Annotated in this window: 15 protein-coding genes; 6 read left to right on the forward strand and 9 right to left on the reverse strand. The window is 73.8% G+C overall.

Going from position 1 to position 21,603, the window contains the following annotated elements:
* Positions 1–102 precede the first annotated feature (102 nt).
* The 4 genes from QFZ71_RS23645 (at position 103) to QFZ71_RS23660 (ending at position 6,446) form a co-directional block, all read left to right on the forward strand.
* Positions 103–3,654 carry a serine protease gene (locus QFZ71_RS23645; protein ID WP_307670165.1) on the forward strand — a complete coding sequence of 1,184 codons (3,552 nt, stop codon included), beginning with the start codon at positions 103–105 and terminating at the stop codon, positions 3,652–3,654.
* Between the two features lie 44 nt (positions 3,655–3,698).
* Positions 3,699–4,655 (forward strand): bifunctional riboflavin kinase/FAD synthetase, encoded by a 957-nt coding sequence (locus tag QFZ71_RS23650; RefSeq protein ID WP_307670166.1) that lies wholly within the window; start codon positions 3,699–3,701, stop codon positions 4,653–4,655.
* A gap of 49 nt (positions 4,656–4,704) precedes the next feature.
* A complete protein-coding gene (locus QFZ71_RS23655) occupies positions 4,705–5,817 on the forward strand; it encodes an XdhC family protein (RefSeq protein ID WP_307670167.1) in 1,113 nt (370 codons plus the stop codon).
* Between the two features lie 71 nt (positions 5,818–5,888).
* The gene (locus QFZ71_RS23660) at positions 5,889–6,446 is read left to right on the forward strand and encodes a dihydrofolate reductase family protein (RefSeq protein WP_307670168.1); all 558 of its coding nucleotides are present in this window, start codon (positions 5,889–5,891) and stop codon (positions 6,444–6,446) included.
* 25 nt (positions 6,447–6,471) lie between these two features.
* Here the strand turns inward: QFZ71_RS23660 and QFZ71_RS23665 are convergent, their stop codons facing one another.
* The 9 genes from QFZ71_RS23665 to eccE form a co-directional block, all read right to left on the reverse strand.
* On the reverse strand, positions 6,472–7,506 hold the full coding sequence (locus tag QFZ71_RS23665) for an ABC transporter ATP-binding protein (RefSeq protein ID WP_307670169.1): 1,035 nt from the start codon (positions 7,504–7,506) through the stop codon (positions 6,472–6,474).
* Positions 7,503–8,684 (reverse strand): ABC transporter ATP-binding protein, encoded by a 1,182-nt coding sequence (locus tag QFZ71_RS23670; RefSeq protein WP_373465144.1) that lies wholly within the window; start codon positions 8,682–8,684, stop codon positions 7,503–7,505. The genes QFZ71_RS23665 and QFZ71_RS23670 overlap by 4 nt, the downstream gene beginning before the upstream one ends.
* Positions 8,630–9,607 (reverse strand): ABC transporter permease, encoded by a 978-nt coding sequence (locus tag QFZ71_RS23675; protein WP_307670171.1) that lies wholly within the window; start codon positions 9,605–9,607, stop codon positions 8,630–8,632. The genes QFZ71_RS23670 and QFZ71_RS23675 overlap by 55 nt, the downstream gene beginning before the upstream one ends.
* A complete protein-coding gene (locus tag QFZ71_RS23680; RefSeq protein WP_307670172.1) occupies positions 9,604–10,695 on the reverse strand; it encodes an ABC transporter permease in 1,092 nt (363 codons plus the stop codon). The genes QFZ71_RS23675 and QFZ71_RS23680 overlap by 4 nt, the downstream gene beginning before the upstream one ends.
* A 3-nt stretch (positions 10,696–10,698) precedes the next feature.
* Positions 10,699–12,576, reverse strand: coding sequence for an ABC transporter substrate-binding protein (locus QFZ71_RS23685; protein WP_307670173.1), 1,878 nt, complete (start codon positions 12,574–12,576; stop codon positions 10,699–10,701).
* Positions 12,577–12,794: 218 nt separating this feature from the next.
* The gene (locus QFZ71_RS23690) at positions 12,795–15,872 is read right to left on the reverse strand and encodes an SCO5717 family growth-regulating ATPase (protein ID WP_307670174.1); all 3,078 of its coding nucleotides are present in this window, start codon (positions 15,870–15,872) and stop codon (positions 12,795–12,797) included.
* Positions 15,873–16,178: 306 nt separating this feature from the next.
* Complete coding sequence (locus QFZ71_RS23695; RefSeq protein WP_307670175.1) at positions 16,179–16,412, reverse strand: DUF397 domain-containing protein; 234 nt, start codon at positions 16,410–16,412, stop codon at positions 16,179–16,181.
* 83 nt (positions 16,413–16,495) lie between these two features.
* A complete protein-coding gene (locus tag QFZ71_RS23700) occupies positions 16,496–17,206 on the reverse strand; it encodes a hypothetical protein (RefSeq protein ID WP_307670176.1) in 711 nt (236 codons plus the stop codon).
* The gene (eccE, locus tag QFZ71_RS23705; protein WP_307670177.1) at positions 17,203–18,567 is read right to left on the reverse strand and encodes a type VII secretion protein EccE; all 1,365 of its coding nucleotides are present in this window, start codon (positions 18,565–18,567) and stop codon (positions 17,203–17,205) included. Before eccE ends, QFZ71_RS23700 begins: the two co-directional genes overlap by 4 nt.
* 186 nt (positions 18,568–18,753) lie before the next feature.
* Here eccE and eccB point away from each other — a divergent pair, with 186 nt between their 5' ends.
* Both eccB and mycP read left to right on the forward strand, forming a co-directional pair.
* Positions 18,754–20,283 (forward strand): type VII secretion protein EccB, encoded by a 1,530-nt coding sequence (gene eccB, locus QFZ71_RS23710; protein ID WP_307670178.1) that lies wholly within the window; start codon positions 18,754–18,756, stop codon positions 20,281–20,283.
* Between the two features lie 2 nt (positions 20,284–20,285).
* Positions 20,286–21,566, forward strand: a complete 1,281-nt coding sequence (gene mycP / locus QFZ71_RS23715) for a type VII secretion-associated serine protease mycosin (protein WP_307670179.1) — start codon at positions 20,286–20,288, stop codon at positions 21,564–21,566.
* Positions 21,567–21,603: the final 37 nt, after the last annotated feature.

Below are 21,603 nucleotides of genomic sequence, written 5' to 3' on the forward strand. Positions count from 1 at the left end.
TTCACCCCAACGGACGGGCGCTCGGAGTGAATGCCGGGGGCGCGGGGGGCGCTTTCCCCGTCCGCGCGCTCCGGGGGATCACCGGCGGCCTACGGTCGGACCATGGGCAGTGGGGACCGGTCGAAACTGGTGAGCATCTGTGATCAGGCCGGCCGGCCGCGCGGGACGGGATTCGTCGCGGACGACCGCGGCACCGTCGTCACCGCCCACCAGGCCGTCACCTGCCCCGGCCCGCTCCTTCTCCACGGCACCGGCGACCGCACGTGCTCCGTCGCCCCCGACGACATCACCGCGCTGCCCGCCCTCGGCCTCGCCCTGCTGCGCACCGGCGGCCCCGACGCCCTCGCCGTGGAGCCCCTGCCCATCGCCGGGCGGGGCCGCCCCGAACCCGGCGGCTACGTGGACATCGCCGCCCACGGACGGCGTGAGGCACGGGTGCTCGGCACCACCCCCGCCACCTACACCGCCCCGGACGGCACCGGCCACCCGGTCCCCGCCGCCCTGGAGCTCGCCCTCGGCACCGACGGCCGCGACGCCCTGCGCTCGGGAGGCGCGGCCATCGGCGGTCCCGTCACCGACCCGGCCACCGGCGCGGTCCTCGGCATCCTGTGCACCACGCTCACCGCCGCGCACCAGGCGGCCGGGCTCGCCCTGCCGATCACGCGGGGCGCGGACGGCACGCTCGACACCCTGCTGCGGCGCAACGCCGCCGTCGCCCCCGGTTACGGGGCCCACCTCAACCTCGCCGGAGCCCTCCAGCTCACCGCCACCTCCGTCGGATCGGCGGACGGCCCCAAGGCCCGTATCGCACCGGTCGAGCGGGAGGCCGTCCACGCCGAGCTGGCCGCGTTCGCCTCCGGCACCGCGTCGGTCCTCGGCCTCGTCGGCGCCCCCGGCACCGGCCGCACCACCGAGCTGGCCGCCCTCGCCGCCCGCCGCGCGGACGGCGGCGCGCCCGCCCCCACGCTCTGGCTGCGCGGCGCCGACCTGCTGGCCGAGGACGTCTCGATCGCCGACGCGGCGCAGCGGGCGCTCGTCCGCTCCGGCCGGATCGTCACCGCCGGGGGCGCCCGCGGCGACATGGGCACGGCCACCCCCGAGCGGGTCGCCCGGCTCGCCGCCGACGCCGGGCACCCGCTCCTGGTGGTCCTGGACAGCCCCGAGGAGATGGGGCCGCTGCTGGCGCACCGGCTCCCCGAGTGGACCGCCGCCACCGCCGCCTGGCTGCGCGAGCAGGGCGTCCGGCTCGTCGTCTCCTGCCGCCCCGAGCACTGGGAGACCGCCGGCGGCCTCTACCCGCCGGGAGCCCTGCACCGGCCCCAGCGCCCCGCCCGCCGGCTGCCGCCCGCGCTGAGCCTGGGCGACCTCACCCCGGAACAGGCGGAGCGGGCCAAGGAGGCGTACGGGATCCCGCCCGCAGCCCTGGCCCCCGGCCACGACCGGCACCCGCTCACCCTGCGCCTCCTCGCCGAGGTCCGCGCAGCCCTGCCGCCGGGCGTGCCGGGCCGCCCCGACACCGAGGACGTCTTCGGCGCCCACCTCGACCTGCTGTGCGTGCGCGCCGCGGTCCGCATCGCGGCCGCCGCCGACGAACAGCCGCGGGGCGCGGACGTGCGCCGGCTGGCCGCCCGGGTGGCGGGCCAGGTCCACGAGGCGGCCCGCCGCTGCCTGGGCCCCGGACAGGGCGAGCTGGACCGGGAGGCGTTCGAGGAGATCTTCCCCTGGCGTACCGGGTGGGCCTCCGCCGTGCTGACCGAGGGCCTGCTCGTCCCCGCCGGGGCCGGCTACCGGTTCGCCCACGAGGAGTTGGGCGACTGGGTGCAGGGCGCGCACCTCGACCTGGACGCGGCCCTGCGCTCGCTGGTGCACCGCTGGCACCGGGGGAGCGGTGGGCAGGACCACGCCCCGCGCCTCCACGACGCGGGCTCGCCCCGCAGCCTGCCCGTGCCCCGGCATCGCATCGGGCCGGTGATCCAGGCGATGGTGCTCCTCGGCCGCCGCCAGGGCGCCGCCGCTCTCGCGCACCGGATGGCCGACCTCATCGAGGCGCTGGACCGGCTCTGGCCCGACGAGGGGCCGCGCGACGAGGACGCCGCCTGGTGGGCGGCCCACCTGCTGGGAGGCAGCCTCCTCCGGGTCGCCGACGCCCGCCCCTACCTGGGCGTCCTGCGCGTCCTCGCCGGACGCATCACCCGCCGCTCCGCCGCCCCCGGCGGACCGGGGGACCTCGGCGCGTACGGGGAGTTCGGCCCCTGGTTCTGGCGGCGGCTGAGGCTGCCCGAGGAGGACCGGATCGACCTCCTCCGCCGCCTCGTGCCCGCCGACGGACTGCCCCGGACCGACGGCGACGAACGCTATCTGGACGCGGTCGCCCACCGTCTCGCCCTCGACGCCCCTGCCGTACAGCCGCTGCTGTGCCGCTGGTTCACCGACGAACGTCCGCTCCTCGTGGGCCCCGACGCGCCGGACGTACCGCTGCGCCCCACCGTCGCCGCCGCCGCGCAGGCCCTCCTCCACGCCCGCCGCGGCCTCGCCCCCGACGACCTGACCGACGCCCTGATCGCCACCCCGCACCAGCGTGCCGGGGAGCTGCTCGCCGCCCTGGCGGAGGACGAGCCCACCGTGCTCTGCCGGGCCGTCGAGCGCTGGGCCCGCGACGAGGACCGCCCGGCCCGCCGCTCCGCCGCCGCCCGCTACGCAGGGCTCCTCCAGCCGCGCGTCACCGCCGAGGGCGACCGGGCCCTGCTGCGCTCCGCCGCCGAGGTCCTGCTGAAGCGCCCGGAGGACGCCGAGCCGCATGCCGCCGCCCGCGCCCTGCTCGTCCGCGACCCGAAGTCCCGTGCCCGCCACCTCCCGGACACCCTGCGCGCGTTCGCCACCGGAGACCCCCGGATCCCCGTCGGACTCCTCGCCGAGGTGTTCCCGGCCCACCCGGAGCCCGTCCTCGCCGCACTCCGCGCCCGTCTCGCCCGCCCCGGCGACGGTGGGGCGGCGGTGCTGCGGGCCCTCGCCGGACTCGACACGCCCGCGCTCGCGCTGCACGTCGCCGGACTCGTACGGGAGTACATCGACGCCCACCCCGACGACGGCACGCACGCCGCCGAGTACGTCGATCTCCGCCTGGAGCACGGCCCGGCGGCCCGCGCCCTGCTGCTGCCGCTGGTGACCGGGCTGCTCCGGGACCGCCCCGCTCCGCCGCCGGTCCGCTCCGAGCTGGCCCGCGTCCTCGCCGGGCCGGGGAACACGGACTCCCGGCCGCTGCGGGCCGAGCTGCTGGAGGTCCTGCTGGAGTTCGAGCAGACCACCGGCCGGGACCCGGACGTGCTGGAGGCCCTGCTCCGGGCCGCCGCCGAGGGGTCGGAGCGCCGCCCCGAGATCCGTACGCGCGCCCTCGTCCACCGCACCGGCGTGCTGCTGGTCCGCACCCCCGAGGGAGCCGCCCGCTTCGACCGGACGCTGATCGAGTGCGCCCGTGACGTACCCGGATTCGCCGCCCTCATCACCCGCTGGCTGGCCGACGCCCCCGAGGAATGGGCGGCGGTGGTCGGCCCCGGCGCCCGCCGGGGGCTCGGGTCCTCGGAGCCGTCCCGTCCGCCGATGCCGATGCCGATGCAGGCGGCGGGACGTGAGCATGGCAGTCTTAGACCTGCGTAACCGGCTAATGACACGTACACGGGTTCGGGCGAGGAGCGGTCACAGTGCAGCGCTGGCGTGGCTTGGAGGACATCCCCCGGGACTGGGGACGCAGCGTCGTCACCATCGGCTCCTACGACGGCGTGCACCGCGGACACCAGCTGATCATCGGCCGGGCCGTCGAGCACGCCCGTGAGCTGGGCATTCCGTCCGTCGTCGTCACCTTCGACCCGCACCCCAGCGAGGTCGTCCGCCCCGGCAGCCACCCGCCGCTGCTCGCGCCGCACCACCGGCGCGCCGAGCTGATGGCGGAGCTGGGCGTGGACGCGGTGCTGATCCTGCCGTTCACCACGGAGTTCTCCCAGCTGGCGCCCGCCGACTTCATCGCGAAGGTCCTCGTGGACCGTCTCCACGCGAAGACCGTCATCGAGGGCCCCAACTTCCGCTTCGGCCACAAGGCCGCGGGCAACGTCGAACTGCTGACCGAGCTGGGCGCCACCTACGACTACACCGTCGAGGTCATCGACCTGTACGTCACGGGAGAGGCGGGCGGAGGACTGCCGTTCTCCTCCACGCTGACCCGCCGGCTGATCGCGGAGGGCGACGTCACCGGCGCCGCCGAGATCCTCGGCCGCCCGCACCGGGTCGAGGGCATCGTGGTCCGCGGCGCGCAGCGCGGCCGTGAGCTGGGCTTCCCCACGGCCAACGTCGAGACCCTGCCGCACACCGCGATCCCCGCCGACGGCGTCTACGCCGGCTGGCTGGAGGTCGACGGCGAGTCGATGCCCGCCGCGATCTCGGTCGGCACGAACCCGCAGTTCGACGGGACGGAGCGGACCGTCGAGGCGTACGCCATCGACCGGGTCGACCTCGACCTGTACGGGCTGCACGTGGCCGTCGACTTCCTCGCCTACGTACGCGGCATGCTGAAATTCGACTCGATCGACGACCTCCTGGTCGCTATGGCCGCCGACGTGAAGCGCTGCCGCGAGCTGACCGCCGCGTACGACCGGGCCCGCTGACACCGCGGCTCCCCGTGCGCCGCGCCCGCGGACGGCGGATGCTGACAGGGTGCGCGACATCCTGCCCGACCTCCGTGCCCGGTGCGCCGACGGCGTCCCCTTCGCCCTGGCGACCGTCGTCGCCGTGCACGGCAGCGCGCCCCGCGATCCGGGCGCGGTCATGGCCGTCGACGCGGCGGGCACGGTGCTCGGCAGCGTCTCCGGAGGCTGCGTCGAGGGAGATCTGTACGAGGTCGCCCGCGAGGTGCTCGCCGGGGCCGGACCGCGCGTGGTGGCGTACGGGATCAGCGACGACGAGGCGTTCGGCGTCGGGCTGACGTGCGGCGGCACGATCGAGGTCCTGGTGCGTGCGTACGCCTCCGCGGCCGAACTGGCCGATCTCGCGGCGCTGCTGGAGCTGATCGCCGCGGACCGGCCGGTGGCCGAGGCGACCGTCCTGTCCGGCGCGGCGGAGACCGGGGCCCGCCTCGTGGTCCGTCCCCCCGCTGCCGGGCCCCCCACCGGAACGCTCGGCTCCGAAGGGCTCGACGCGGCCGTCACCGACGACGCCCGCGGGCTGCTGGCCCAGGGGCACACCGGCGTCCAGTGGTACGGGGCCTGCGGGCAGCGCCGGATGCAGGAGGTGGCCGTCTTCGTCCGGACGTACGCCCCGCCGCCGCGCATGCTCGTCTTCGGCGCGATCGACCACGCGGCCGCCACCGCCCGCATCGGCGCGTTCCTCGGCTACCGGGTCACCGTCTGCGACGCCCGCCCCGCCTTCGCCACGCGGGAGCGCTTCCCCACGGCGGACGAGGTCGTCCGTGCCTGGCCGCACACCTACCTGGAGTCCACCGAGGTCGACGCCCGCACCGCGATCTGCGTCCTCACCCACGATCCGAAGTTCGACGTGCCGCTGCTCGTCGCGGCCCTGCGCACACCCGCCGCGTACATCGGGGTGATGGGCAGCCGCCGCACCCACCACGACCGGCTGGCCCGGCTGCGCGCGGCCGGAGTGGGCGAGGCGGACATCGCGCGCCTCGCCTCGCCCGTCGGCCTCGACCTCGGAGCCCGTACGCCGGAGGAGACGGCGGTCTCCATCGCGGCCGAGATCATCCAGCACCGCTGGGGCGGCACGGGCCGCCCGCTGGGTGAACTGACGGGAGCGATCCACCGGAACCGATGAGTTCCGGTCCATCCGGAGGTCATCACCCGGAACCACCCGCAGACCGCGGCGCCCGCAACCGGAGGAATCCCATGGCCAAGCTCATCTACTCGATGATCACCTCGCTCGACGGCTACGCCGAGGCGGCGGAGGGCGGCCTCGGCACCGGGGCCGACGATCCGGAGGTCCACACCTTCGTCAACGACCTCTTCCGCCCGGTCGGCACCTATCTCTACGGCCGGCGGATGTACGAGACGATGCTCTACTGGGAGACAGCGCTCGACGAGCCCGGTCAGCCGCCGCACATCGCGCAGTACGCCCGCGACTGGCAGGCCGCGGAGAAGGTCGTGTACTCCACGACGCTCGACTCGGTGTCCAGCGCCAAGACCCGGATCGAGCGGTCCTTCGACCCGGACGCGGTGCGGCGGCTCAAGGACGGGGCGGACGCCGACCTTACGGTCGACGGCCCGAACCTCGCGGCTCAGGCCATCGCGGCCGGCCTGGTGGACGAGTACCACCTGTTCATCACCACGAGCGTGGTCGGCGGCGGCAAGCGGTTCTTCCCCGACGGCGTGCGCCTCGACCTCGAACTGGTCGAGGAGCGCGCCTTCGCCAGTGGGCTGATCTACGCCCGCTACCGGACCCGCTGAGGCCACCGGCCTCGGGCCGTCGCCCTCAGGCCGTCGGCACGCCGGCCCCGCCTCCGCTCTCCCCGCCGCGCGCCGCCGCCCAGTGGCATGCCACCCGGGCGGCCCCGCCTCCGTCCAGCACCGGCAGATCCACCGTGCGGCACGCCTCGGCCACCCCCGCCCGCTCCGCCTCGCCCGAGGCCAGCACCTGGCAGCGGACGTGGAAGCGGCAGCCGGAGGGCACCTTCGAGGGGTCCGGCGGCTCGCCGGCCAGCACCACCGGTTCGCCCTCCGCCTCCGGGAGGACGGACAACAGGGCACGGGTGTACGGATGCTGAGGGGCCGTCAGCATCTGCTCGACCGGGCCCGTCTCGACGATCCGGCCCAGGTACATCACCGCCACCCGGTCCGCGATGTTCCAGGCGAGCCCCAGGTCATGGGTGACCACCAGCGCCGACAGCCCCAGCTCGTCCCGCAGACGCAGCAGCAGGGCCAGGATCTCGCCCCGTACCGACGCGTCCAGCGACGCCACCGGCTCGTCCGCCACGATCAGCTCGGGCTCCAGCACGAGCGCCCCGGCGATCACCACGCGCTGGCGCTGACCGCCCGACAGCTCATGCGGGAGGCGCAGGAAGAACCGTTCCGGCGGACGCAGACCCGACCGGGCCAGGGCGTCGGAGACGGCAGCGCGTTCGTCCCCGGCGCAGCCGTGGATGCGCAGCCCCTCGGCCACCGCCTCGTACACCGTGTGCCGGGGGTTGAGCGAGCCGCTCGGGTCCTGGAGGACCAGCTGGACCCGTTTGCGGTACGCCTTCAGGGCCTGGCCCGCGTAGTCGAGCGGTGCGCCGCCGAAGGTGACCCGGCCGGAGGTGGGCGGAACCAGGCCGAGCAGCGACCGGGCCAGCGTCGTCTTGCCGCAGCCCGACTCGCCGACCAGCGCCACGATCTCGCCGGGCCGGATGTCCAGGTCCACGCCGTCCACCGCGCGGGCGGTGGCCGCCCCGCGCCGGCCGGGAAACGCGACCTTCAGCGCCTCCGCGCTGAGGAGGGGCGTGGTGTTGACGAGGTGCGTGGTGCTCACGAGGTGCTCCTTGCTGCGTCGTCCCCGGGCTGTGCGCCGTCCACGGGCGCGCCCCGGGCATCGGGCCCCGCGCCGTCCGCGTGTGTGTCGTCCGCGCTCACCCGCACGCAGGCCGCCCGGCGCTCCGCCCCGGCGTCCCGCAGCTCCTGGTCCTCGGTGGCACAGAGATCGAGCGCCACCGGGCAGCGCGGATGGAACGTGCAGCCGCCCGGCAGCGCCGCCGGGTCCGGCGGGTCCCCCGGCAGACCGCGCGGCGCGTGCCGGGAGGCGAGGTCCCCGATCCTCGGGAACGCGGCGGAGAGCGCCTTGCCGTACGGGTGACGGGCGTCCGCGTACACCTGCCGGGCCGGGCCCTCCTCGACGACCCGGCCCGCGTACATCACCGAGAGCCGGTCGCAGGTGTCCGCGAGCACCGCGAGGTCGTGGCTGATCATGATCAGGCCGACGTTCTGGTCGGCGACCAGCTGCTCGATCAGGCGCAGGATCTGGGCCTGGATCATCACGTCCAGCGCGGTCGTCGGCTCGTCGGCGACGATCAGCCGCGGATCGCAGGCCAGCGCCATGGCGATCATCACACGCTGCCGCTGGCCGCCGGACAGCTCGTGCGGGTACGCCCGGGCGCGGGCGGCGGGAAGCCCCACCTGCTCCAGCAGCTCGCCGGCGCGCCTGCGGGCCGCGGCGGGCGTGGACCCGCTGTGCAGCAGGATCGGTTCGGCAATCTGGTCGCCGACCCGGTGCACGGCGTTCAGGGAGTGCATCGCGCCCTGGAAGACGATCGACGCGCCCGCCCAGCGGACCGCCCGCAGCCGCCCCCACTTCATGGTCAGGACGTCCTCGCCCTCCAGCAGGATCTCGCCGGACAGCTTCGCCGTCGCGGGCAGCAGCCGCAGCAGTGCGAGGGCCAGCGTCGACTTCCCGCAGCCGGACTCGCCGGCGATGCCGAGCTTCTGCCCGGCCTCGACCCGCAGGTCGACCCCGCGTACGGCGGGGACGGCGTCGGCCCCGCCGCCGTAGGTGACGGTCAGGTTCCGCACCTCCAGGAGCGGCGGATCACCGGTGGGCCGATGCGCTTCGGGCGCGCCGCCCGGGTCGGGGTTCGGCGCGCCGGTCGTGGTCGTGGCGGTCAACGGGACACCCCCAGCTTGGGGTTGAGCACGGATTCGATGGCGCGGCCGCACAGCGTGAAGGCGAGGGCGACCACCGCGATGGCGAGTCCGGGCGGAGCGAGGTACCACCAGTTGCCGGAGCTGACCGCGCCGGCCTCGCGGGCGTCCTGGAGCAGACCGCCCCAGGAGACGACCGTGGGATCGCTGAGGCCGAGGAAGGCGAGGGTCGCCTCGGTGAGGATGGCGGTGGAGATCACGAGCGTGGTCTGGGCGAGCACCAGCGGCATCACATTGGGCAGGACGTGACGGGACATGATGTGCCCGTGCCCGCCGCCGAGCGCCCGTGAGCGTTCGATGTACGGGCGTGACTCGACGGACAGCGTCTGCGCCCGGACCAGGCGGGCGGTGGTCGGCCAGGTCGTCACGCCGATCGCCAGGATCGTCGTCCACACCGACCGGGACAGGACCGTCGCCAGCGCGATCGCCAGCACCAGGGTCGGCATGACCAGGAACCAGTCCGTCACCCGCATGACGACGGTGGCGTACCAGCCCTTGAAGTGCCCGGCGGTGATCCCGACCAGGGTGCCGATGGCCACCGACAGGAATGCCGCGAGCAGTCCGACGGTCAGCGAGACCCGCGTGCCCCACAGCATCAGGGCGAGCAGGCTGCGCCCGAACTGGTCGGTGCCGAGCGGGAACGCACCGCTGGGCGCCTCCATCGGGCCGCCCGGCGCGTCGGTCACGCTCTGTGAATCGGCCCCCACCAGCAGGGGGGCGGTCAGCGCCAGCAGGGCGATCAACCCGAGCACGGCGAGCCCGACGAGACCGGCGCGGTGCGTGCGGTACTGCCGCCAGAAGCGGACCGCCGCCTGCCGCCGCCGGGCACGGGTCAGGGCGCGCGCGCTCGGGACCGGGGCCGCCTTCCTCCGCTCCCCGGCAGGCTTGCCGAGGTCCGGTTCGCGCGGCTCGGAGGGCTTCTCCATCGACGTCGTCATCGGCCCACCCGGGGATCGAGCAGTGGATAGATCACATCGGCGAGCGTGTTCATCAGGATCACCGCGGAGGCGAACACGAAGAACAGTGCCTGCACCAAGGGCAGGTCGGGCACGCTCAGTGCCTGGTAGAAGAGGCCGCCGAGGCCCGGCCAGGAGAAGACCGTCTCCACCAGGATCGCCCCCGCCACCGTCGTGCCGAGGTTCACGAAGAGCAGCGTCACGGTCGGCAGCATCGCGTTCGGCACGGCGTGCTTCCGGCGGACCAGGTCGTCGCGGAGTCCCTTGGCGCGGGCCGTCGTCAGGTAGTCGCCGCCCATCTCGTCCAGCAGCGAGGAGCGCATCACGAGCAGGGTGCGCGCGTACTCCACGGCGACCAGGGTGACGACGGGCAGCACCATGTGGTGGGCGATGTCCAGCACCCGGTCGAAGCCCTCGGTGTTCCCGGACTCCATGCCGCCGGTCGGGAAGAGACCGGGGATCGGGCCGACACCCACCGACAGGGTGATGATGAGGAGCAGGCCGAGCCAGAACGAGGGCACCGAGTACAGCGTCAGTGCCAGCGCCGTGTTGGCCCGGTCCTCGGCAGAACCGTTACGCCAGGCGGAGCGGGCGCCCAGCCAGATGCCGAGCAGGGTGTAGATCACGAAGGCGGTGCCGGTCAGCAGCAGAGTGGCGGGAAGCGCTTCGGCGATCTTGTCGACGACCGGGGCGCGGAACTGGTACGACGTACCGAAGTCACCGGTCAGCGCCTTGCCGCAGTACTGCGTGAACTGCTGCCACAACGGCAGGTCGAGCCCGAATTCACGGCGCATCGCCGCGATCTGCTCGGTCGAGACCTGACGGCCACCGGTCATCTGCTTGACCGGGTCGCCGGGGATCAGCCGGAAGAGGAAGAAGCTGGTGACGAGGACGGCGAAGAGGGAGACGGCCGCCCCCGCCAGCTTGCCCGCCGTGTAGCGGGCGTAGCCGGCGGCGGAGCGGGAGCGCGGGGAGCGGGCCGACGGCCCGGCCGGAGCCGGACCGCCGGATTCGGCGCTCTCCACGCCCGCCGCGCCCTTCACCAGGGCGGGAGTGCTTTCTGAGCTCATGGACTATTCACGGTCTTCCGCAGTGGAGCGGCGACGCATGGCGAACAGGAGTCCGCCACCGGCGAGGACGACGACGGCGATCCCGATCCCGACGAGCACCCCGGTGGAGGAACCGCCGGAGTCGGACGAGCCGGACGAGGAGGCCCCGGCAGCAGGGACCGCCGACCACCAGCTCCAGTAGCCGTCCTGGCCGTAGATGTTGCCCGCGGCCGACGGCATGGTGGTGATGGACTCGATGTGGTCGGTGCGGTATGCCTCGACGGCATTGGGGTACGCCATGACGTTCATGTACCCGGTGTCGTACAGCCGCGACTCCAGTTGCTTGACCAGATCCGCCCGCTTGGCGGGGTCGTACTCCGCCAGTTGCTTCTTGTAGAGCTCGTCGTACTGCTTGTCGCAGATGAAGTTGTCCGTCGCCGCCGTCTCCTTCGCCTTGGTCGGCAGCGCGGCGCAGGTGTGGATGGAGAGGACGAAGTCGGGGTCGGGGTTGACGGACCAGCCGTCGAAGGCGAGGTCGTACTCACCCGCGTACCAGGGGTCGGAAACGTTGTCGAGGCAGTCGACCTTCAGCCCGATGCCCTGCGCGCCCCACCACTCCTGGAGGTACTTGCCGATCGCCTTGTCGTTGGGGTCGGTGGCGTGGCAGAGGATGCGGAAGTCGAGCGGCTTGCCGTCCTTGCCGACCCGCTTGCCCGCGCTGTTCTTCCGGTAGCCCGCCTCGTCCAGCAGGGCCGCGGCCTTCTCCGGGTCGTAGGCCAGCTTCTGGTCCGCCGACGGTTTCCAGAAGTAGTTCCCGAAGCGCGGCGGGATGTAGCCCTCGCCCTCGACGGCATGGCCCTGGAAGACCTTGTCGATGATGGTCTTCCGGTCGACCGCCATGAACAGCGCGTGCCGCACCTTCTGGTCCAGCAGCGCCGGATGCCCGTCGCCGAACTTCTGCCCGCCCTTGGTACGCGCCCCCGGATTGACGGCGAGCGCGAAGAAGCGGCGGCCCGGAGCGTCGTTCACCTCGATGTCGGGGGCCTTCTCCAGCGAGGCGGACTGGGCCGGAGTGAGGCTGGGGCTGCCCGCGACGAAGGAGACCTCGCCCTTGCGCAGGGCGGCCACTGCCGCGTCCTGGTCCTTGTAGTAGCGGAACACCAGTTCGTCGAACTTGGGCGAGCCGCGCCAGAAGTCCTTGTTGGCCTTGAGCTTCACGAAGCTGTCGACCTTGTAGTCCGTCAGGATGAACGGACCGTTCCCCACGACGGGGAAGTCCTTGTCGTTGTTGAACTTCGAGAAGTCGTCGACCTTCTCCCAGACGTGCTTGGGGACGATCGGCACGTCGAGGGCGGCCATGGTGGCCTGCGGCTCCTTGAGCTTGATGACCAGTTTGTCCTTGCTGGGCGCGGTCACCTTCTCGAAGTTGCCGACGAAGCTGCCGTTGGAGGTCGCCGCGCCCTCGTCGGTCATCATCGTGTTGAACGTCCAGGCCGCGTCCTCGGCGGTGGCCTGCTGCCCGTCGGACCACTTCGAGTCCGAGCGGATCGTGTACGTCCACGTCAGCTTGTCCGCCGAGGGCTCCCACGCGGTGGCCAGACCCGGAATGGCCTTGTTGTCCTTCGGGTCGTAGTTGGTGAGGTAGTCGTACATCAGCCGGTGGATGCTGGTGCTGACCAGCCGCTGGGCCAGGAACGGGCTGAGCGAGTCGACGCTCTGCGCGACGGCGACCGTCAGGGTGGTCTTCCCGTCGTCGGCGCGAGCTTCGGAGGGCGCGGGCATGAGCGGGTTTCCGGGTACGACGGACCCGGCGGTGAGCGCCAGGGCGGCCGCGCCGGAGGCCAGCAGGAGGTGCAGGCGTCGGCGTGGCCGGAAGAAGTGATGGGGAACTCTTGTGACCATGGACGGGGACCTCGCGTCATCACTCGCTGGAGAAGGCGGGTAGAGCTCTGGATCGCCAGTTGGTGAAGCGAAGGTCTATCAGCGGGGGTCGAGCCTCGTCAACGGTCTGTCAAACCGCGTGTGGGCTGCGGGAATACAGAAGGGCTCGCACCGCGTGAGCGATGCGAGCCCTCATTGGTCTCTACCACTTCGGCTGGGCCGGCGGCCCTCCGCCGCCCTTACTGCGGGGGCGCCGGCGGCTGCTGCGGAGGCGTCTGCTGCCACCCGGCGGGCGGCACAGGGCCCTGCAGATCGGGCTGGCCTGCCGGGTCGCCCTGCCCGCTCTGCTGCTCCGGCTGCCCCTGCTGAGGCACACCGGCCCCGGCCGCACCGGGCCCGGCCGGCGGGGAAGGAGCCTGGGGCCACCCCTGCTGCGGTCCGCCCGGCGCGGGCTGCGGCGGGTAGGTCGCCCGGGGCGCACCCGGCTGACCGGCCGCCGGATATCCCCCGTACGGCGGCTGTCCGCCGTAGGGCTGCTGTCCCGCGTAGGGCTGCTGCGCCGGGTGCGGTCGGCCGGGGTGCTGCGGCTGGGGGGCCTGCGGCGGGTACGGCTCGCCGGGGCCGGGCTGCTGCGGGGCGTACGGGTGCCGGCCGGGGATCGGCGCGCCCTCGTGCCCCTGATGCTGCGGGCCCTGGCCGGGGTGCGCCTCTCCGGGCCCGCCCGGCTGTCCGGGGTAGGGCCTGCCCTGCGGGTCCGGATAAGGCTGTCCGGGCTGGGGCTGGGGTGCGCCCGGTGCGGGGTAGCCCTGTCGGCCGGGCATGGGCGGGGCGAACTGCGGCGGCGGGTTCTGGCCGTCCGCCGTCCACAGCCCCTGCTGCTGCTGGGCCCGCGCGAAGTCCTCGGCCACCAGCGCCGAGAGGTTGAAGTAGGCCTCACGGGTCTTGGGCCGCATCATGTCGAGATCGACCTCGGCGCCTGCGGCCAGGTGCTCGTCGAACGGTACGACGACGACTCCGCGGCACCGCGTCTCGAAGTGCTGGACGATGTCGTCCACCTTGATCATCTTGCCGGTCTCGCGGACGCCCGAGATGACGGTGAGCGAACGCTGCACCAGATCGGCGTAACCGTGCGCCGAGAGCCAGTCCAGCGTCGTCGAAGCGCTGGACGCGCCGTCGACCGAGGGCGTGGAGATGATGATCAGCTGGTCGGCGAGGTCCAGCACCCCGCGCATCGCGCTGTACAGCAGCCCGGTGCCCGAGTCGGTGAGGATGATCGGGTACTGCTTGCCGAGCACGTCGATCGCGCGCCGGTAGTCCTCGTCGTTGAAGGTCGTGGAGACGGCCGGGTCCACGTCGTTGGCGATGATCTCCAGGCCGGAGGGCGCCTGCGAGGTGAACCGGCGGATGTCCATGTACGAGTTGAGGTACGGGATCGCCTGAACCAGGTCGCGGATGGTCGCCCCGGTCTCGCGGCGCACCCGGCGGCCCAGCGTGCCGGCGTCCGGGTTGGCGTCGATGGCGAGGATCTTGTCCTGCCGCTCGGTGGCCAGCGTCGAACCCAGCGCGGTCGTCGTGGTGGTCTTGCCGACCCCGCCCTTCAGGCTGATGACGGCGATCCGGTAGCAGGACAGCACCGGGGTGCGGATCAGCTCCAGCTTGCGCAGCCGCTCGGCCTCCTCCTTCTTCCCGCCCAGCTTGAACCGGGAGGCGGCGGAGGGGTTGCGGCTGCTCTTGGCCTTCTGCTTGCCCCGGACGAGCCGGTCGGAGGACAGCTCGACGGCCGCGGTGTACCCGAGCGGGGCGCCGGGCACCGACCGCTCGCGCTGGTCGTGCGCGACCGGGGTGGGCCAGGCGCCGCCCGCGCGCGGATCCAGGGGCTGCTGCGGCTGGACCGGGGCCTGCGGCTGGGCCTGGGCCGGGGGCTGCTGTCCGTACGGCTCCGGCTGCTGCGGGGCGACGGGGGCGGGGAGGTTCGGGGTGCCGTGGCCCTGTGCCGGAAGAGGCGTGTGCGGCTGCGGGGCGTCGGGCGCCTGGTTCCGCCCCTGCTGCGGGGGCACCGGCTGCCCCGGTCCGGGTTGCCCCGGTCCGGGCTGGGGGAAGCCGTAGCCGCCCTGCGGCGGGAAGCCGTGACCGTCCGCGCCCCGGGGGGCCTGCGGGGGCAGCGGTGTTCCGGGGCCGGGCTGTCCCGCGTAGGGCTGCTGCTGGTGCGGCGGCTGGGCCTCGTGGGGCTGCTGAGGCGCCCCGGCCGCCTGCGGGAAGCCGTAACCGCCGGGGGCCTGGCCGGCCGGGGCGGAACCGGGCCACTGCGCCGCGGGCTGCGGGGCGGAGGGCGCCGGAGCGGCCGGCTGGAAGGCGGGCGGCAGCGGCGGCAGTGCGCCGCCCTGCGCGGGCGCCGACCACGGCACCGGTGCGGCGGCGGCCTGCGGACCATCCGGAGACGGAGCGACCTGATGCGGAGCATCCTGAGGGACGGCGTCCTGCGGGCCCGCGTCCTGCGGCTCGGCGGCGGTCACGTCGGCGGGGGCGTCGTCGGAGCCGGGGGCCCCGGTGTCGTTCGCCCCGGACGTACCGCTGCCCCCGGCGTCCGCCGGGGCCGCGTCCGTACGGAAGGCAGGGCCCGCGTCCGTGGCGGGGTCGGTTGCGGACGCCGTGGCGGCGGACGCGGCAGGGGAGGCGGAGGACTCGGAGCCCGTACCGGGAGGGGACGCGTCCCCGGAACCCGTACCGGAGGCGTGGGCGCCGGCTTCCTGATCGCCCTTGTCGGCCTTCGCTCCGGCCGCAGGCGTGCCCTCCGCGCCGGAACCGGAATCAGGGACGGAAACCGCACCGGGGTCGGCGACGGCCCCCGGCCCGGCCGGATCCGGCTCGGCGGCGGCCGACCCCTCGCGCTCCGCGATCTCCCGCTTGAGGGCGGCGGGCGAGAACCGCATCGTCGCGCCGCTCTCCACATCGCCGCCGCCGAACGCGCCGGTGTCCCCACTCCCGGCAACCGGGACCACCGGTGCCGCGGGCTCCGGGGACCGGTCCGGCGTGGCGGGCTCGGAGGGCGCCGGGGGCGCGGGCGCCCGCTCGGGGTCGGGGCCGCCGGGTGCCGACGACAGACCGGGCGCGGACAGCGGCGCCCCGACCGGCGGCGGAGGGGGCGCCAGATGCGAGCCCGCTCCGCCCGACGAGTCCCCCGCCGCGTTCTGCGTGTACCAGGCGGGAGGGGTGTAGTCGATGGTGAACTCACCCGTCATCTCGGCGGGATCCGCGTCGGACGACTCGTCGACGGGCAGGTCCCATCCGCCGCGGATCTCGTCCCGATCGCCGTTCACTTTGCCTCCTGGTGTGGTCGAGCACCCTTGTGCCGTGGTGGGTGGGGGCGACCGTTCCCGATGTGCCGGTCCGCCCGGCTCTCCCCCGTGCGACGCGTATCGCCTGCGAGCAGGTTTCCTGTGTCGCGCCCCACCCACCCTAATCGCCATCCGCTGAACACCGGCAGGGCGTGGCGCACGGCGAATCCCGTCCCGCGGTCCCCAGGTCACACCCCGGTGAAGCGGGTGCGACGGAACGGCAACGGCGAGACGGTCAATCCGGGTCGAACCCGCCCAGCACGCACGGCCGGATGTGCGGGACCGGGCCTACTTGAGGTCGAACTCCCCGTCACGAGCGCCCAGGACGAACGCCGTCCACTCCGCCTCCGTGTACCGCAGGACGGTGTCCGGGTCCAGCGAGGAGCGCATGGCGACGGCCCCGCCCGGCAGATGCGCGATCTCGACCCGCTCCTCGTCGTTCTCCGTGCCCGGGGCGCTGAGCCACGTCACGTCGGAGATGTCGAGAGCGTAGAGCTCGTCCTTTTCCTGCTGGGTGCCCATGAGGCGTCCCTTCGATCGAACGGAATCTGTGTGTGGTCCATGTTCCCCGGCGGGAGGGGTGGGCGGGGGCGAACGGACGGGATTCAGTCCATCCGGCGGGCCGTGCCCAGCAGTCCGGTCTCCGCGTCCGTCGGGTTCGTCATCACCCAGTGGTGCTCGCTCCCCGCCACCCACAGCGTGACACCGTCCGCCAGGGTGGGCAGCGCCTCGTACTCGGCGCGGGCCAGCCCGAGGATGCGGCCGATCTGCTCCGCCTCGCCGGGCGACACCCGCTGGACGCCGACCAGCGCGGAGGACCGCATCAACCGCGGTGCGACGGGGCTCAGATAGGGGAGCAGCGTCAACACGGACTGCCAGGGCGAGGACACCACCCGGCCGCGCGGCGGACGCATCCCGCAGTCCCGTACGACGACCACGGGGCTGCCCACCGTCGCCCCGGTCGGCGGCACGCGGCCCACGTCGTACAGGGAGACGCACTCCAGCCCGGCGCCCGCCGCCCGGGCGAGCGTCGTCCACGCATGGACGCGACCGGTCTCGACCGCCACCCGCGCGCCGGTGCCCGCCGCCCGCAGCGCCAGGACCTGGGCCGTCCACAGCCCGCCGATGAGCGTGACGTCGTACGGTACCGGACGGTGGAACCCGATCAACTGGGGTGTGTCGTTCGCGTCGTTGCCGATGATCACGCCGTCGTCGCCGACCGGCAGGGACAACGCGCCGAGGTGGTCCGCGGCCACCGTGTGGCCCGCGTGACGAGGGCCGCGCAGACCACGTCGGGGCTCGGTCCGGATGCTCACTCCGCGCCTCCCAGCGGGAGCGTGGCCAGCACGCCCGGCACCTGCTCCCGGTCCAGTCGTACCAGCCCCACCTTGGCGTGCCGGGCGGCCTGCTCCAACGTCCTTCTCACGCCGATCAGTTCCGTGTCCGAACCGCCGGTGACCCGCACGTGCCCGCCGACCCGCGTCGAGCCCTGGCGCACCCCCCGGCGGACCGTCAGGCTGAAGGTCGTCGCGTACGCGGGCACCGAGGTCAGCAGCGCCACCAGCTGCGGCAGCGGCGTCGCGCCCCGGCCCAACTCGGGCCAGCGGTCCACCGCGTACGTGGTGTGCCAGCGGTCGTCGCACCGCCAGACCCGGGAGGTCTCCATCGTGCGCCGCTGCGGTGCGGCGTCCGGCCGGCCGGCCCGCCCCGACAGGATGGGGTTGGCGCACGCGGACGTGGCCACCGCCGAATTCAGCTCGTCCTGGTCGAGCACCGCGGTCTGGAAACCGGCGCCCGTGATCCGGCTCGCCACATGGTCCACGGCCCGCACCAGGCAGCGCTGCGCTCCCGCCGCCCCACCGCCGCGCGCCTCGACGGCCTCGCGGCACAGCTCCGGGTTCAGCTTCACGGCCACCCAGGTCATCCGCAGGGCCGGCGCGCCCGTCCGGTCCTGCAACGGCGCGTACGACAGCCGGGCCACCGACTGCTGCGGCAGATGCGGGGCCGGTGCGCACCGCACCTGCTGCACCAACTGCGCCGACTCCAGCACGATGTCGTCCACCTGGAGGGCGTCGCCCAGCAGCGACAGCGGGAGCGACCGGGCCCCGAAGGCGGGCCGCAGCGACTCACCGCTCGCCTGCACCCGCACCACGGCGGTCAGGAACGTCCCGTCGCCGAGCATGCCCACCGTGCGGTGCGCCCGGTCCACATAGACGTGCGGGCCGAAACCCGGCACGTTCTCCGCCACCGGGGCCAGCATCGGCTCCGCGTCGGCGGCCGGCGTGGCGGCGGCCCGGCGGCGGGCGCGCATCCCGAGCGCGGTCGACACCCAGTCCTGGAGCGCGCGGCCCCGTCGGCGTACCACCGCGAGCGCGACCAGCAGACAGAGCACCACGAGCGAGGGGATCAGCCACGCGCCGCCGAGCGCCGCGCCCACGGCGGCGACCGCGAGGCCCACCTCGACGATCACCAACTGCCGCAGCACCGGGCGTACCCGGTCGGTCCGTGAGATCGACCGCAGGGTCGTCGCCGCGGGCGCGTCGCGCGACTCCGGGACGCCGGAGCCGGAGGGCTGCGCGGACGTCGTCGAGGGTGACGCGTTGCTGCGTTGCCTCCGGGAAGACCCGGATGCCCGACGCCCGGCCCGCCCGGAACGCTCACGCGTGGCTGCACCCATCGCCCCGTTGCCCCCCTCGTGTCCGTATTCACCGCTTTTTACACGGGTGTTGATCGGGTCGTCACCCTACCTGAGCACCGGGAGTCGAACCCCAGCAGGCATAGTAGGGGCGCGGAACGGCAACGGGGGCCGACGGTGCGTGTGGGACCCTGTGCGCTCATCGGGGATGAAGGGGCAGCGGACGACATGGCATCACGGCGGGACGAGCTCAACGCCTATACCTTTGCGAAGCGGAGGTTGATCGCACAGTTCCTGCAACCCAACCCCACCGGTTCCGAGGAAGGCGCCCCCCGCCCGCTGCGCGCTGTCGTGCCCGGAGCCATCATCGCCGTCGTGGTCCTCGCCGTCTTCGGCGCCTGGGGCATGTTCAAGCCGGTCGCGCCGCAGAAGTGGGACACCCCCAAGGAACACGTCATCATCGCCAGCAAGTCCACCACCCGGTACGTGGTGTTGGAGACCGACGGCAAGAAGCAGCTGCACCCCGTGCTGAACATGGCGTCCGCCAAGCTGCTGCTCGCCCCGGACAAGGGCACCGTCGTCAACGTCGACGAGTCCGTCCTGGACAACGGCAGGATCCCGCACGGGGCGACCCTCGGCATCCCGTACGCCCCCGACCGGCTGCCCGACGCGAAGGAAGCGGGCGCGGCCAAGCGCTGGGCGGTCTGCGAACGCCCCGGCGAGGGCGGCAGGGCCATCCAGAAGGCGACCTTCGTCTTCGCCGAGCGCGAGAAGAAGAAGACCGAGGGGAAGAACGCCCTGCGCGGCGGCGAGCTGATGTACGTCGAGGGCCCGGACCGGGCCCGCTACATCGTGGACGCCGCCGGCAAGGCCTACCCCGTGGGCAAGGACGAACTCCTCCTGCGCACCCTGGTCTCCCAGAACCCCGAGCCCCAGCGGGTCTCGGCCGCCTGGCTCGCCACGCTCCACACCGGCGACCCGATCACCTTCCCGACGGTGGACGGTACCCCCGGAGCCCCGGCGGGCGCCCCCGGCACCCTCGACGAGCGGACGAACCGGGTCGGCATGGTCCTGACCGCCACGGCGGGGACCCGGACCCAGAGCTACGTCGTCCTGCCGGGCAGGGTCGCCCCTGTCTCGGACTTCACCGCCAAACTCCTGCTCAGCAGCAGGCAGTTGGTGCCCCTCAAGCAGGCGGGCAACGCCCAGCCGGTGAGCGCCGCCGAACTCGAACCGGGGGCCCCGTTCAACCAGGAGAGCGACTGGCCGCTCAGCCGGCCCGAACCCGTCAACTCCCCGGACGTCAAGAAGGGCAGCCGCAACACCGTGTGCAACGTACTGCGCGGAGTTGACGCCGACAGCGGCGCCACCACCCTGAGCACCTGGGCGGGTACGAGCTTCCCGGCGACGCTCCCCACCGGCTCCAGCAGCGCCTACGTCACCCCCGGATCGGGCCAGTTCTTCCGCCAGTTCAAGGGCTCCACCACCAGTGCGGGCTTTCTCTTCCTGGTCACCGACACCGGCCTGCGCTACGCGATGCAGTCCAACAGCGACAGCGGCCAGGACGGCAGGTCCGGCATCGGCGAGTCCGGCGGGAAGGAGGACCGGGAGGCCCAGCAGCAGGAGGCGCAGCAGGCGCAGAACCGGCTCGGCTACAAGGGTGTCGACCCCAGCCCCGTACCGGCGGCCTGGTCCGCCCTCCTGCCGACCGGCCCCCGGCTCTCCACCGGTGCCGCCAGCCAGCCGCAGGGGTCGTGAACGTGGCGACGAACACGGAGCACCCCGAGGGCTTCGCCGCCCATCGCCGCGCGGCCCGCCGCCTGCTGACCGCCGGGGCGGCGGCCGCCGTCCTCCTGGTCACCCTGCCGGCGCACCCCGCGGCGGCGGACGACGCGACCCGGTGCACCTTCCCGTCGAAGAAGTACCCGGGCCGCCCCTGGGCGTTGCAGCGCGTCCTGCTGGACGAGCTGTGGAAGCAGTCCACCGGCAAGGGCGTGCGCGTCGCGGTCATCGACACCGGCGTCGACATCAGGAACGAGCAGCTCACACCGGCGGTGGACGCAGGGGCGGGCCGCAACTTCCTGCCGAAGGACCTCAAGACCGCCGACGGTATGAAGATCGAGCGCGGCAAGGAGAACGGCACCACGGACACCGTGGGCCACGGCACCAAGGTCGCCGGCATCATCGCCGCACGCGAGGCGAAGGGCACCGGCTTCACCGGCCTCGCCCCCGACGCGACGATCATCCCGATCCAGCAGAACGACGCCGAGGGCCACGGGAACACCGACAGCCTCGCGCGGGCGATCACCTACGCCGTGGACGACGCCGGCGCCGACATCATCAACATCTCCCAGGACACCGCCGACGCCGTGAAGCCGTCCGCGGCGCTGAAGCAGGCCGTGGACAGGGCCCTCGCCCGGAACGTCGTGGTCGTCGCCTCGGCCGGCAACGACGGGCTCGGCGGCAACGTCAAGGAGACCTACCCGGCCTCCTTCGAGGGCGTGCTGGCCGTCGCCTCCTCGGACCGGAACAACGAACGCGCGCCCTTCTCCCAGTCCGGGGACTTCGTCGGCATCGCCGCCCCCGGCGTGGACATGGTCTCCACGGTCCCCGGCGGCGGACACTGCGCGGACAACGGCACCAGCTTCTCCGCCCCGTACGTCGCCGGGGTCGCCGCCCTGATACGGGCGAAGCACCCCCGCTGGACCCCGGCGCAGGTCGTCGCGCAGATCCAGCAGACGGCGGAACGCTCCATCGCCGGCCACGACAACGCGGTCGGCTGGGGCGTCGTCGACCCGGTCCGGGCCCTCACCGAGGACGACAGGCCGATCGACCGCCCGGTCGCGAGCGAAGGCATGAGCAAGGGCAAAGCCCCCGCCCCCGCCGAACTCCACCTGGGCGAGACCGCCGACGAGCGCAACGCCCGTCTTGCGACGTACGTCATGGTCGGCGGCGGGGTCCTGGTGGCGGCCATCGCCGGTACGGCCGTGGCGGTGCGGGACAACCGGCGACGTACGGGGCGTGCGGCGGGTGGCGTGTGACGGAACATCAGGACGGCCGCCGTCATGAGACAAGTCA

Source organism: Streptomyces sp. V2I9 (assembly GCF_030817475.1).
Lineage (GTDB): Bacteria > Actinomycetota > Actinomycetes > Streptomycetales > Streptomycetaceae > Streptomyces.